The organism is Bacillus sp. SRB_331, from assembly GCF_003264175.1.
Taxonomy (GTDB): domain Bacteria; phylum Bacillota; class Bacilli; order Bacillales; family Bacillaceae_G; genus Bacillus_A; species Bacillus_A mycoides.
The window spans coordinates 57,991-70,679 of record NZ_NADV01000029.1; the positions used below are offsets into that span (position 1 = coordinate 57,991).

Annotated in this window: 15 protein-coding genes and 1 pseudogene; 15 read left to right on the top strand and 1 reads right to left on the bottom strand. The window is 34.0% G+C overall.

Annotated features, from left to right (window positions below):
• Window positions 1-102: 102 nt before the first annotated feature.
• From B5P42_RS18640 to B5P42_RS32285, 9 genes and pseudogenes are all read left to right on the top strand, one after another.
• The gene (locus tag B5P42_RS18640; RefSeq protein ID WP_113734893.1) at window positions 103-519 is read left to right on the top strand and encodes a DUF1259 domain-containing protein; all 417 of its coding nucleotides are present in this window, start codon (window positions 103-105) and stop codon (window positions 517-519) included.
• 428 nt (window positions 520-947) lie between these two features.
• Window positions 948-1,691 (top strand): annotated as a pseudogene (locus B5P42_RS18645) (class I SAM-dependent methyltransferase).
• A gap of 117 nt (window positions 1,692-1,808) precedes the next feature.
• The gene (locus tag B5P42_RS18650; protein WP_113734894.1) at window positions 1,809-3,878 is read left to right on the top strand and encodes a HelD family protein; all 2,070 of its coding nucleotides are present in this window, start codon (window positions 1,809-1,811) and stop codon (window positions 3,876-3,878) included.
• An 86-nt stretch (window positions 3,879-3,964) separates the two neighbouring features.
• Entirely contained in the window at window positions 3,965-4,297 is a 333-nt protein-coding gene (locus B5P42_RS18655; RefSeq protein ID WP_113734895.1) for a DUF952 domain-containing protein, read from the top strand.
• A gap of 188 nt (window positions 4,298-4,485) precedes the next feature.
• A complete protein-coding gene (locus B5P42_RS18660) occupies window positions 4,486-4,833 on the top strand; it encodes a PadR family transcriptional regulator (RefSeq protein WP_113734896.1) in 348 nt (115 codons plus the stop codon).
• Window positions 4,820-5,827, top strand: coding sequence for an HAAS signaling domain-containing protein (locus B5P42_RS18665; protein WP_113734897.1), 1,008 nt, complete (start codon window positions 4,820-4,822; stop codon window positions 5,825-5,827). The genes B5P42_RS18660 and B5P42_RS18665 overlap by 14 nt, the downstream gene beginning before the upstream one ends.
• A 61-nt stretch (window positions 5,828-5,888) precedes the next feature.
• Window positions 5,889-6,401, top strand: coding sequence for a GNAT family N-acetyltransferase (locus B5P42_RS18670; RefSeq protein WP_002147366.1), 513 nt, complete (start codon window positions 5,889-5,891; stop codon window positions 6,399-6,401).
• Between the two features lie 157 nt (window positions 6,402-6,558).
• A complete protein-coding gene (locus B5P42_RS18675; protein WP_088033576.1) occupies window positions 6,559-7,344 on the top strand; it encodes a serine hydrolase in 786 nt (261 codons plus the stop codon).
• A 780-nt stretch (window positions 7,345-8,124) separates the two neighbouring features.
• Window positions 8,125-8,250 (top strand): hypothetical protein, encoded by a 126-nt coding sequence (locus B5P42_RS32285; RefSeq protein ID WP_258397517.1) that lies wholly within the window; start codon window positions 8,125-8,127, stop codon window positions 8,248-8,250.
• Window positions 8,251-8,398: 148 nt separating this feature from the next.
• Here B5P42_RS32285 and B5P42_RS18680 read toward each other — a convergent pair whose 3' ends face one another.
• Window positions 8,399-9,181: a collagen-like protein gene (locus B5P42_RS18680; protein WP_113734898.1), complete on the bottom strand. Its 783-nt coding sequence runs from the start codon at window positions 9,179-9,181 to the stop codon at window positions 8,399-8,401.
• A gap of 298 nt (window positions 9,182-9,479) precedes the next feature.
• Between B5P42_RS18680 and B5P42_RS18685 the strand changes: the two genes are divergently transcribed.
• The 6 genes from B5P42_RS18685 (at window position 9,480) to B5P42_RS18710 (ending at window position 12,642) form a co-directional block, all read left to right on the top strand.
• A complete protein-coding gene (locus B5P42_RS18685; protein WP_113734899.1) occupies window positions 9,480-9,896 on the top strand; it encodes a GNAT family N-acetyltransferase in 417 nt (138 codons plus the stop codon).
• 35 nt (window positions 9,897-9,931) lie between these two features.
• A complete protein-coding gene (locus B5P42_RS18690) occupies window positions 9,932-10,336 on the top strand; it encodes a GNAT family N-acetyltransferase (RefSeq protein ID WP_113734900.1) in 405 nt (134 codons plus the stop codon).
• Between the two features lie 15 nt (window positions 10,337-10,351).
• The gene (locus B5P42_RS18695; protein WP_000994618.1) at window positions 10,352-10,705 is read left to right on the top strand and encodes an MmcQ/YjbR family DNA-binding protein; all 354 of its coding nucleotides are present in this window, start codon (window positions 10,352-10,354) and stop codon (window positions 10,703-10,705) included.
• Window positions 10,706-10,797: 92 nt separating this feature from the next.
• Complete coding sequence (locus B5P42_RS18700) at window positions 10,798-11,184, top strand: ribosomal maturation YjgA family protein (RefSeq protein WP_088033584.1); 387 nt, start codon at window positions 10,798-10,800, stop codon at window positions 11,182-11,184.
• Window positions 11,185-11,210: 26 nt separating this feature from the next.
• Window positions 11,211-12,134 (top strand): phosphotransferase enzyme family protein, encoded by a 924-nt coding sequence (locus tag B5P42_RS18705; RefSeq protein ID WP_113734901.1) that lies wholly within the window; start codon window positions 11,211-11,213, stop codon window positions 12,132-12,134.
• 1 nt (window position 12,135) lies between these two features.
• Complete coding sequence (locus tag B5P42_RS18710) at window positions 12,136-12,642, top strand: DNA topology modulation protein (RefSeq protein ID WP_113734902.1); 507 nt, start codon at window positions 12,136-12,138, stop codon at window positions 12,640-12,642.
• Window positions 12,643-12,689: the final 47 nt, after the last annotated feature.

Genomic DNA, 12,689 nt, shown 5'->3' on the forward strand with positions numbered 1-12,689 from the left:
TTTTGCATGCCTTATAAGTTTATAGCATATATACTTATACGATATATCATTCAATAAGGAAGGTATGGGAGTATCATTTTGAAATGAGAGAGGGTTATATATATGAATAATTTCAACTTTATTTGTGAACGATTTTCTAAAATTCTTAATGGGAAAAGCAACATAAATCAAAATGTTTGTTCTGTATCTTTACGTCGTAATATTAAAGTTTTTGTTCAGGGACGACCATCCACCTCTGTAATACCAGTGGAAGTACTATTTGAATCGTTAGACCAAAACGGCAATGCGCTAAACTTAGGAGAAATAGCTATTTTACAAGAAGAGATTCCTTCTTTTATGCAATCAATTGTTCAACAGGGGATTATTGTTAGTGCCTTACATAATCATTGGTTATATATGGAACCTTTAATTATGTATATTCATATTCAATCTGTGGAACCACCATTAAATTTCGCGGAAAAATTGACAAATTCTTTTTCAGTTTTAAGTAGTTATCCAGTTAATGATAGCCGAAGGTGAGGTTATGTAAACAGGTAAGACTCCTAACTAAGGGTGAATTTCTATTCTAATCGTGACTCCTAGATAATTAAATTTAATATGAAACTGTGTTGTATGTAACAAGAACATAATATAGGTCAGATAGAGAAATATATGCATATGTGTATGTTGCGCAAAATGAACGGATGATACAGATGCCAATCATTTTTTGTAATTGGATAGAGTATCAAAGAGAGAAATGATTAATAATCATATGTAGTGTAAAACCTGGGTAGTGGAATTTTAAATAAATCTACTATCTGGTTTTTTATTACGGTATTTTAATTTAAAATTCCGATTATTATGGTAATATGTAAAATATAGGTAGTTAAAAAGGGGACTTCTAGTGGGCATTAGAAATTTAGTTTCTCACCTGTAGTAGAAAAAACTATTAAAGGAGGAAAATGATAATGAACGAATTAAATGTGAAAGAATTTTACAAAAAACAATTTGAATTGCTAAATTACGATATAAATACAGAGAGTTGGCTTCAGCAAGTTGCTAAAGAGGTACAAGAGCAAGTTGGTCATCCATTTCACACGATGTTAGAACTTGGTGCAGGAAATGGTGGATTCGCAAGGGCGATGTCTAAGTTAAATGTAAAAATGACTACGGTTGAGCTTGTACCAGAGTTGGTTATGTTTGCCAAAGAACATTCTACTAATGACATTGCTATTCATTGTGCTGACTTTTATAAAATTAACTTTGAAGAAAAGTTTGATGTTGTTAGTTATTTAGACGGATTTGGTGTAGGAACAAATGATGAGCAATTGTTTCTACTAAAACGGATTAAAGATTGGATGTAGGAAGATGGATGTGCACTTATTGATATTTATCAACCTTTGTATTGGAAAAAGGTAAGTGGACAAGAAATGCCATTAAGTTCAGCTATGAGAAAATATGAATATGATAGTATAAATGAAAGAATGTTAGATCATTGGTGGAATCCTAATCAGCCTAATGAGATTGTAACACAGTCTTTACGTTGTTATACAGTTGAAGAGATTAGTGATTTATGTACTAAAGCAGGTTTAAGTATTGTAGGATTCTTCCCAGGGGGATCATTTGATTTTGAACAATGGAAATATAAAGAACTAGCAAGTTTAAATGAATGTTTGTCATATCGAATTAAAGTAAAGAAGAGTAGAGATTAATCTCTACTCTTTTATATTTTAGAAAATTCTTACTTAAACTATTGACTTTATGAATGGATTTTTAATACAATTGTATCTCGACTGAAAAAATTGGAACGGACAGGAGGGAATCATCAAATGAGTAACATATTTGAAGAAGAATTACAGAAAATGAAAGATATTTTATGTACGATGGATGAGCAATTAGAGCAACTTGAAAAAATCCCAGTTTATTATGGAGAAGATTTTAAAGAGCAAATTCTTGAAAGTATGAGGGAGTCTAATAGACAAAACTTACGTATCGGTGTGGAAGAGCCGTACTTTGGAAGATTAGACTTCCAGGAGGATGGCGAAGAAGATGTTATGCCGATTTACATCGGTAAAGTAGGGGTTTCAGATAAAGATACGATGAAACCGATGGTCATTGATTGGCGAGCACCTGTCGCTAGTATGTTTTATTCATTTACTGGTGGTGAAGAATTAGCATTTTATCATTCACCAGACGGATTAGTAGAAGGCGATGTTTATTTAAAACGAAACATTTCCATTCGAAAGAGAGAACTAGAACGTGTTGTTGATACATATGTAAAAGGAAATGAAGATGTCTCGCATGCTGATGATTTTCTTCTATATCGATTAGGTGAGAATAAAGATAATAAATTAAAAGATATCGTTTCGACTATACAATCGGAGCAAAATGATATTATTCGTGCGGAAAAAAACTTACCATTATTAATTCAAGGGGTTGCAGGGAGCGGAAAAACAACGATCGCTTTACATCGCCTTGCTTTTTTAATTTATGAATATCGTGAACAACTTGAAGCGGAGAGAATGATCGTATTCGCTCCAAACAGTTTGTTTTTAGACTATATTTCAAGTGTACTTCCTGAGTTAGGGGTAGGAAATATTAGTCAAACAACGTTTCCAGATTGGGCATTGCGTCTGCTAGAGGGTTCAGTGAAACTGAAGCAGACAGAAGAAAAATTGAAAGAAGCTTTCTCAATTAATCGCGATGAAAACAAGGTAATGCTAGGTAAATTAAAGGGTACGCTGGAATTTAAGGCGTTTATTGAAGAGAGAATGATTCAATTTGAAAATGACTTAGTTCCGACACAAGATTTTGAGGCATGGGATAAAGCTGTTATTCCAGTGGAAGACGTTAAAAAATGGATGCAGGTTGAATATAAACACTATCCATTAAAGAAAAGAAGAGAACGTTTAGTCGGCCGTATGAAGCGCTGGATTGAAATTGAGCTTAAAAAGTTTGGAGAAACAAACGAGAAAAAATTACTAAAAAAAGAAGCGACAAAGAGATTGAACACATATATGAATTTTTGGCCGAAAATGAGCCCGCTTTCACTATATAATTCAATGATAAAGAGTAAAGAAATACTCGAAGTATTACCTGAAGAACTTGTTCAAGAAACAGAAAAGAATTGTCGTAAAAAAGAAGTGTATGTAGAAGACTTACCAGCTTTAATTTACATACAACATCGCATAACAGGAATTGAAATTGGACAAAAGTTCCATCACGTCGTTATTGATGAAGCGCAAGATTTCTCGCCATTCCAAGTATATGTATTAAAAGAAATTACACTAGGTAATTCTTTCACTATATTAGGTGATTTATCTCAAGCGATTTATGATTATCAAGGAATTGAAGACTGGAATGCTTTTAAGGAAGTATTCCAAGAAACAGGTTATTATGAACTGACGAAAAGTTATCGTTCTACAAAAGAAATTATTGAATTTGCGAATGAAATAATAAAAAATGCAGAAATTCCTGTAGGACTTGCTACACCAGTTTTCCGTAGCGGTGAAGACGTGAAAGTAATTCGGGCAGAGGACCAATTTACTGAAGTTTTAAAGACATTACAGCATTTGCAAAAAGAAGATGTGAAAACAATTGCGGTAATTGGAAGAACAGATGATGAATGCCGTGATATATATGAGAAATTAACAAATGCAGGGTTGACTGTTAACGTCATTGAAGCAGATCAAAGTAAGTATGAAGGTGGCATTTCGGTAGTACCTGTATACTTGGCGAAAGGATTAGAATTTGATGCAGTACTTCTAATCGACGTTGATGAGGAGCATTACAAAAATACAAAACATGATGCGAAGTTATTGTATGTCGGATGTACAAGATCGCTTCATGATTTATGGATTTTCCATAGCCGGGAAGCTTCTCCGTTAATGAAGAGATAGGAATTTATAATAAATTCAAGAGGCTTTTCTAGTAATGAACAGAAGACCTCTTGTTTTTCTGTATAAAGATAAGGGGGGAAATGGAAATGATTACAAAAGTAATAACAAAAAGAAATTGGGAAATCGCAAAAACAACTGGAGAGATTAATGAAGCCTCACTTAAAAAAGAGGGGTTTATTCATTGTTCATTATTAGACCAAGCTTTAAAAGTTGCTCAAAAACATTTTAGTCACGAAGAAGATGTTTTATTACTTACAATTGATCCATCCCTAGTAAAAGCAGAAATAAAATATGAACTTGCTTCTAACGGTCAAGAATACCCGCATGTATACGGAGTAATTAATATTGAGGCAATTGTAGAGGTTGTCCCATTTTCTAAAGAAAAAGGAGAGTTTATATTACCAGAGGTACATAGTTAAAAGTATTAATGGTATTTAAGTTTGTTAGTAAGCTGCAAGAAAATAAGAAAAGCACAAATTATATAGTTTGTGCTTTTCTTATTTTCTGATTTTTATAAAAAAAGATTGTTTTGTCACAACTATACTGTACGATACATAGTATAAAACATATACTGTATGACATATAGTAATGCAAATGAGGTGGGTAAATGGATACTTTATTAAATTCATTAATTACTGAGCTAAGAAGAGGGACGTTGACATTAGCAGTTTTAAGCCAATTAAGAACACCGCAGTATGGTTATTCACTTGTCCAGTTATTGGAGCAATCAGGAATCATGATAGATCAAAGTACTTTATATCCACTACTTCGCCGATTAGAAAAGCAGGAGCTAGTGACGAGTAGTTGGGATAAAACGGAGAGTAGACCTCGTAAGTATTATGTTTTAAGTGAATATGGATTAGATATATTTTTGCAATTGAAAAAGGAATGGATAAAGGATTCGAAAGAACTTTATAACCTATTAAAGGAGGAGGACGAGAATGAGTTTGATTGATATGTACGTCCAAGAAGTTTCGAAGAGATTACCTGAAAAAAATCGTGAAGATATTACGCTTGAGCTACGGTCGACAATAGAGGATATGTTACCTGATGATTATAATGAGGAAGATGTAAAGAGCGTTCTCGAAAAATTGGGGAGTCCGGTCTCATTGGCTAGTGGGTATTTGGATAGACCGATGCATTTAATTGGACCACGTTATTTTGATGTATATACGACGTTATTAAAAATGATTATACCAATTGCAGCTGTTATCGCACTCATTGCAATGGTTGCAGAAAATTTTATAGGCTATAGTGGTGATCAAGCAGTATTAGATGTTATTTTAAAATTGATAGGTAAAGGCATTGGGGAAATTGTCGAAGTAGGCCTCCATGTATTTTTCTGGTTGACACTTGTATTTGCTATTTTAGAAAGAACAGATAAAGACAAAGGTACCCAACCGTTGACGACAAGTTTAAAAAAATGGACTCCTGATGATTTGAAAAATATCTCGTATGTTCCAAAGAAAAAGTCGATCTCGAAGTTTGAAGTTTTTGGAGGTTTAATGTGGACAGCAATATGGGCTACAATGTATTTTTATGCGAATCATCTTGTAGGCGTATATAATGGTACGGAAAACGGACTGAAGTTTATCGCGCCAACGTTTAATCAAGATGTTTTACTTCAATATTGGCCAATTATTTTGCTTATGATCGTTTTCGAAATAGGTATATCACTTTATAAGTTAATACAAGGACAATGGACGCAAAGGTTGGCAATTGGGAATGCTATTCTTCAAGTAGCTGGAACAATAGTATTCATTGTAATTGTAGTAAATCCGCATTTATTTAACGAAGGATTTATTACGTATGTGGCAAATGAGTTTACTATTTCCCCAGAGGGATTTAAAACGTGGTTAGTTGGCGGTGGAATTTTCATTTACACTTTGTCTGCTGCGATTAATATATTTGATGGTTTCCGAAAAGCTAGTATTCGTATGTGGAAATGAATCAGAAATTCCGATAATATGAAACCATTTAGAAGATAACCATTATGAAAGGAAGAAAACAATGATAAGGGAAGCAACAAAAAAAGATTTAGCATGTATTTTAGATATTTATAATGATGCGATAGTTTATACAACAGCTGTATATGCGTATAAACCTGTAACCCTTGAAAATAGAATAGATTGGTATGAACAAAAAAAGGCTGATGGCTATCCAATTTTCGTATACGAACTAGATAATAAAGTAGTAGGATTTGCGACATTCGGCCCATTTAGAGCGTGGCCTGCCTACAAATATTCAATTGAACATTCTGTGTATGTTGATAAGGAATATAGAAAAAATGGTATTGGGTCCTCTTTGATGGAAGAATTAATCACATTTGCAAAAGAAAGAGAATATATGACGTTAATTGCTGGAATTGATGCGGAAAACGAGAAAAGTATTGCCTTGCATCAAAATTATGGATTTGTTCATGCCGGAACAATACAAAAAGCTGGTTATAAGTTTAATAGATGGCTGGATTTAGCCTTTTATCAATTGGAGCTTAACGGGCCTGAAAATCCTATAGAAGAATAGAAGCTTTTCGTGAAAATGTATGTTTTTAGGTAGCAAGGAGTAGGTCTTGTTACCTTTTTCTTATTGTCATAACAAATATAATCTGTCAAAAAAGGTTTTTTATATTCTATATTGAATTATTAGAAGGTGATATAACGATGTGAAAAGAGGAATGGAAATGGATACTGTCATTCGAAAAATGAAAGAGATACAATCTGGTCATGTAGGAGTAGCTATTTATTCCACAAAAAACGAACGTATAGTTGCTTCATATAATGGTGAATTATATATTCCTTTAGCATCGGCAGCAAAAGTAGTAATTGGATTTGTAGTAGCACAAATGGTAAAGGGAAACAAATGTAATTGGAATGATATACTTCATCATGTTAAATTTAATCCACATGAAGATAGTGCACAGTTATATCCACATCTACAAGGAAGAAGTACTTTAACACTTAGTAAAGCAGTAGAAGTGATGATAGCTTGTCACGACAGTTATATTGCAAAGTCAATTGTTATGCACTGCGGAGGATGGGAAACTGTCAGAGAAAATCTTTTAACGTACTTTTCAAAGATTCATATACAGGAAAACCCTAGAGATGAGCAAAATGTCGGAGAGTTAAATCAAGTTCTTTCACTTTTAGTACATATTTTTCAAGGGTATAAAGCAGAACCAGAATTATGGGAACCCATTATTAGTGGAATGGTAAGACAACAAGGTGATTATGAAGGGATACCGTATTATCATTTAGCTCATATGACAGGTGGTTTATCCACCGCTACAATAAATATTGGTATAATAGGAATGTTTCATGAATTTCCGTTTCTTTATGTAATTGGGGGAAGAGATTTACCTAATCGATTTGATAATAAAGAGGTTGATGAAACAATTCTAGAAGCTTTGAAGTGCTTATATAAAGAATATAAGATGACAAGTCAACCAAACGTTGTAACCGATAATTGAATAAAAACGTTATTTGCGCGACACGTTTCCTCATAAGTGTGCAAACACGAAATAGGAGGGTTATCAATTTGATAACAACAACTGATTGACTGAAAGTAGGAATGAAAGCCGTCAGGTTGAGCTGAAACTACTTATCTGATACTCCTACATGCAAGGCATGATAGTAGTCACAAATTGTATGAAGCTAGGTGAAGTCGGCTGAACAAAACCTAAGTGAGAAATCATATGGTGATGGATAAGTCGGGATGCTACAAAATATCTATGGTGAGAATGTCCGACAAAGGACTGGCGAACTTGTGAATGTACGGGTCTAAACGTTTAATACATCAGAAATGTGTATGTCGTCAACGACGACGTTATCTACCGAAAAGTAAGAGTAAATAGTATGAAATTCGGAACATCCAACGATGAGGGTGTAAAGATAACAGACTTAAAGCAAGCATCTAAGGATATATGTATAGCTAAGTCAATTGGAACGTGGTAAGCAAGAAACTGTCATCAACGCCTACTAGCGGACAGGTGCATATAAGGTTCTAACGAACCGAAATTGCTTCATTCTTGTGAAGGTGGGGACATAGTACCGAAGAAGCATGTAATAAATGTGGAGGGATAGTCCCTAGTCTTGTTCTTTGAAAACTAAATCAATTAGATGTAACTCACAGGATCGAGTAAGATGATGTGACCTTTCGTAAGAAAGGGGAATTAATACGTTGGTGAGTACAACATTGTTTGTAATCTAGTTGCTTTAGTATAGAAGAATAAGATGGGGCGCTGTATGCGATGAAAGTCGCACGTACAGTGTTAAGCGGGGGAAAAGATGGAGATAACTTCAAAGTCTTACCTATCGCAACTAATAGCAGGGAGGGGAATAGTGCACCTAAAGGAGTATACCGTTTACAAAAGTGAATCGCTCATATGTATCGGGACTATAAAGGAATGCGCTCAGCATATGGGAGTGTCTGGTGATTTCTAACATAAAAAGAGAGCACAAAGGCTCTCCTTAATGGTTTTGTGATCCGCCAGTAAAACGAAAAGCTTCAAGTACTTCAATACATTAGAAATTTTGTGAACATGAAGGACAAGGTCCACCAGTAGGTTGGAATACAACATTATCAACAAAAGCTGTTGCACCTTCTCCACCTGTAGCAATATTTTGGAAAGCAACACATGCTGTAGTCACACCAGGAGGTATACACACAACAAGAATATAATGTTGGAAAAGAGATTGCGGTTGATTCCCAACAGGTATAATATGTGGAATATTTAATGAACCAAGAGTTGTAGCGAGAGGAGGACATCCGTGTCCAAGTTCTGGAAAAGATACAGAAGCTATAAGAAATGCATTATCCCTTACATCCGCAGCGAAAGAAAGTGTAAAACAACAACCTTCGCCAACATCAACCGATTGATTAATACTTCCACCTGGTTCAATTGACGCAGCTAAGAGACTAAGTGTCCCATTTGAAAGAATACGACCACTATGGGCATTTGGAAAACCTACTTCTGTAACCTCTCCAGCTGGATTCCAACCAGGAACTGGATCGCCTACTACTGCTGGTTCATCAAATCCAGGGTTATCAAGAATATTAGTGCATGGACAACATCCTACTGCTGTTGGACCTGTTGGACCTGTTGGACCTGTTGGACCTGTTGGACTTGTTGGACCTGTTGGACCTGTTGGACCTGTTGGACTTGTTGGACCTGTTGGACCTGTTGGACCCGTTGGACCCGTTGGACCTGTTGGACCCGTTGGACCCGTTGGACCAATTTCAGGTGGAGGCAAAGGGGGACCGAAACATTCGCACGGAATATGAAAATTCTTTTTAAATTTACTCATTTTTACACCATCCTTATCATTCACCTAATTACACTATATAGTTTATTAATTAGCTAACACGCGCGTATAAGCAAAAAGCCTTTAAAAATAAAAATAAGCATATGCCCTTATGTCACAGATATAAATCTATTCCATTAATTGCTAGTTATATCGTCATAAGTTATGCAAGAACAGGGTATGTATCGATGCCGGAGTTAATTAGTTTTTCAAGTTTTGTTACATATGGTGGATTTGTGTGGATTAGTCTATTGAAATAAAAATATGTAAATATTATAAGAATTGAAAGGAAGAAGTACATATGAAACGTATAGAGAACGGTACTCGCACTGAAGGCGAATACATAAAAAATAAAGTAATTCAATATAACATGTCCATATTAACAGATGAAGTAAAGCAACTGATGGAACAAGTAAACCTCGTAGTGAAAGATGAGGAAGGAAAAATCTTTGGCGGGGTAACAGGAACGATGTATTTTTATCATCTTCATATCGACTTTTTATGGGTTGATGAATCAGTTCGTCATGACGGCTATGGCAGTCAATTGTTACATAGAATTGAAGACATTGCGAAGGAAAAAGGATGTAGACTCATATTACTAGATTCATTTAGTTTCCAAGCACCAGAATTTTATAAAAAGCACGGATACCGAGAATATGGTGTCGTTGAAGATCATCCGAAAGGGCATAGTCAACACTTTTTAGAAAAGAGATTATAATAATATTATGTATACTAGTTGGTGGGAGAAAGAATATGTACACGTATAAATTACAACATGAACAACCAATCTGTGCAGAGAAAATAAAGCAGCTTTACGATTCTGTTGGTTGGTGGCCAGAAAGAAAAGAAATTGATATTGAAAAAATGTTAAAGAATAGTATAGCAATTGGAGTATGGGAAGAAAATGAATTAATTGGATTTGCTAGAGTCGTTTCAGATGGTGTTTTTCGAGCGTACATAGAAGATGTTGTCGTACATGAGAGTGTAAGAAACAAGGGAATTGGTGAGAAGATGCTTACAATGTTACTTCAAGAGGTATCCGATATTGATATTGTTAGTCTATTTTGCGGCGAGAAACTAATAAAGTTTTATGGTGAACAGCAATTTAAAGCGACGAAGCAAATTGTGATGCATCGTAATCAAATAGTGAAAGAATAAGAGGTGCCAATTAGAATGAATGCAACAAGAGCATATTGTTTATCGAAAAGAAAAGCGACAGAAGATTCTCCAGATGGCTGGAGTGCAACATGTATGAGGTTAAATAATAAAATATTTGCGATAGTGAATCATGAAGAAGGTGAAAAAGCTGCGATTACATTAAAATGTGATCCAGAACTTTCTTTACGAATAAGAGAAGATTACCCAGAAACAATAATTCCTGGATATCATATGAATAAAAAGCATTGGAATACAGTGTACATACATAAGGATGTAGGACAAGAACAAATTAATAAAATGATAGATTGGTCGTATGATTTAGTATTACAATCATTTTCAAAGAAAAAGCAGCAAGAGTTATTGGATTAAATACAAAGTGAATTCGACTATAAATAGCTAGTAAAATGATTATATTTTACTAGCTATTTGCAGTTTTACATTATATATTAGGGGATTTTGAAATGAATACGAAACGAAATAGATTACTATATGCGGTGTTTACTATAGTTGTTATTATGTTAGGTCTTAGTTCAAGAAAGTTTGCTTTTGCGTTACCAGATTTATTAAATGATTACTTAGGTGATGCTTTATGGGCACTAATGATTTTCACGGGATTCGGATTTTTGTTTCCTAAAATAGAAACGAAGAAATTAACTTTTATTAGTTTGATATTTTGCTACGGGATTGAAATTAGCCAATTGTACCATGCACCTTGGATTGATAATATTCGTGCAACGACGATAGGTGGACTCGTTTTAGGTTACGGATTTTTGTGGAGTGATGTAGTTGCTTATACAATTGGTGTTGGAGTGGGAATGCTTTGTGAGTTTATTTTACGGAAGAAATAAGTGAATTTTAAAAGGGGTATTTGTATATGGAGGATATATTAGAAATTGCAAAGTATTGGTTTCAAGATAAAAATCTCGCAGCTACTGTAATTCAACCGAAAGTAACGAAAATTCATTGTAATAATAAAACGTATATTTTAAAAGAAAAAGGATCCATCAAGCAGCTTCTAAATGAATTAAATCTATTGGAGCAGCTGTATGAAAAAGGAATTAAGGTACAAAGAGTAGTAGAAACGGAAAATGACGAAAAGTATGTATTATATAAAGAAAAATATTATTGCTTATATGAGTATTTTGCCGGAAGTGTTTTAGAAATAAAAGATACGAACAAGCTGACAGGGCTAGCAAGCACAATTGGAGAAGAAATAGCTACTCTACATAAAGCACTAAATTCAATGGATAGTGCTAACGAGCTAATAAAAAGGGATTTGTATAAAGTGGTATACGGATGGGCTTTGCCGATCTTAGAAAAGAATGAGCATGTTCATCAGGATGTAATTCAAAAAATGGATCAAATACATACAACTTTCAAGGAAACGGTTCACTCATTACCGAAACAAATTATTCATCGCGATATGCACTTATCAAATGTAATCTTTAGAGAAAGTGATTTTCAAGGGTTTATCGATTTTGAGCTTCTAGAAGAAAACGTTAGAGTATTCGATTTATGCTATTGCTGTACAAGTATTTTAAGTGAGATATTTAGTGATGAAACATTAAGAGGGAAATGGTTACAAATTGTAAGTGAAATTTTTAAAGGATATTATAAGCAAAACATTTTAACGAGAGCAGAACTACAATCAATTTGGTATGTAATGCTTTCAATTCAAATTATATTTATTACTTATTTTGTTCAGTTAAAAGATTTACTAAAGTTAAATGAAGAGATGTTTTTATGGATTTTTGCTAATAAAGAAGCTATTGAAGAATCTATAGAAAGATCGTACTAATATGAAAAAAATTATATTAATAGGTTCTGGTGGTTCAGGAAAATCTACATTAGCAAGGCAGTTAGGAAATAAACTAAAAATACAGGTGTATCATCTTGATGCGTTATTTTGGAAACCGAATTGGGTAGGTGTTCCGAGGGAGGAACAAAGAACAGTTCAAAATGACTTAATTAAAGAAGAAAAGTGGATTATTGATGGGAATTATGGCGGGACAATGGACATAAGAATTAACGCAGCTGATACAATTATTTTTCTTGATATTCATAGAACAATATGTGTTTATCGTGCTTTTAAAAGAATTGTGCAATATCGGAATAAAACAAGACCGGATATGGGCGCCGGATGTGAAGAAAGGTTTGACTTGCAATTTTTTAAATGGATTTGGGAATACCCTAAGTCGAAAAGACCTGCAATTTTAAAAAGACTCGATCAATTCAATAAGGATAAAAGAATTATTATTTTAAAAACACCAAATGAGGTTCAACGATTCATAAAGGAAGTGCAGTAAGTATAAATTGGTGCATTAAAAACATTAAATTATGTTCCATTTTGAAT

Coding starts and splice junctions, on each gene's coding strand:
- B5P42_RS18640 (WP_113734893.1), top strand. CDS start 103: ATGAATAATTTCAACTTTATTTGTGAACGATTTTCTAAAATTCTTAAT.
- B5P42_RS18650 (WP_113734894.1), top strand. CDS start 1,809: ATGAGTAACATATTTGAAGAAGAATTACAGAAAATGAAAGATATTTTA.
- B5P42_RS18655 (WP_113734895.1), top strand. CDS start 3,965: ATGATTACAAAAGTAATAACAAAAAGAAATTGGGAAATCGCAAAAACA.
- B5P42_RS18660 (WP_113734896.1), top strand. CDS start 4,486: ATGGATACTTTATTAAATTCATTAATTACTGAGCTAAGAAGAGGGACG.
- B5P42_RS18665 (WP_113734897.1), top strand. CDS start 4,820: ATGAGTTTGATTGATATGTACGTCCAAGAAGTTTCGAAGAGATTACCT.
- B5P42_RS18670 (WP_002147366.1), top strand. CDS start 5,889: ATGATAAGGGAAGCAACAAAAAAAGATTTAGCATGTATTTTAGATATT.
- B5P42_RS18675 (WP_088033576.1), top strand. CDS start 6,559: ATGGATACTGTCATTCGAAAAATGAAAGAGATACAATCTGGTCATGTA.
- B5P42_RS32285 (WP_258397517.1), top strand. CDS start 8,125: ATGAAAGTCGCACGTACAGTGTTAAGCGGGGGAAAAGATGGAGATAAC.
- B5P42_RS18680 (WP_113734898.1), bottom strand. CDS start 9,181: ATGAGTAAATTTAAAAAGAATTTTCATATTCCGTGCGAATGTTTCGGT.
- B5P42_RS18685 (WP_113734899.1), top strand. CDS start 9,480: ATGAAACGTATAGAGAACGGTACTCGCACTGAAGGCGAATACATAAAA.
- B5P42_RS18690 (WP_113734900.1), top strand. CDS start 9,932: ATGTACACGTATAAATTACAACATGAACAACCAATCTGTGCAGAGAAA.
- B5P42_RS18695 (WP_000994618.1), top strand. CDS start 10,352: ATGAATGCAACAAGAGCATATTGTTTATCGAAAAGAAAAGCGACAGAA.
- B5P42_RS18700 (WP_088033584.1), top strand. CDS start 10,798: ATGAATACGAAACGAAATAGATTACTATATGCGGTGTTTACTATAGTT.
- B5P42_RS18705 (WP_113734901.1), top strand. CDS start 11,211: ATGGAGGATATATTAGAAATTGCAAAGTATTGGTTTCAAGATAAAAAT.
- B5P42_RS18710 (WP_113734902.1), top strand. CDS start 12,136: ATGAAAAAAATTATATTAATAGGTTCTGGTGGTTCAGGAAAATCTACA.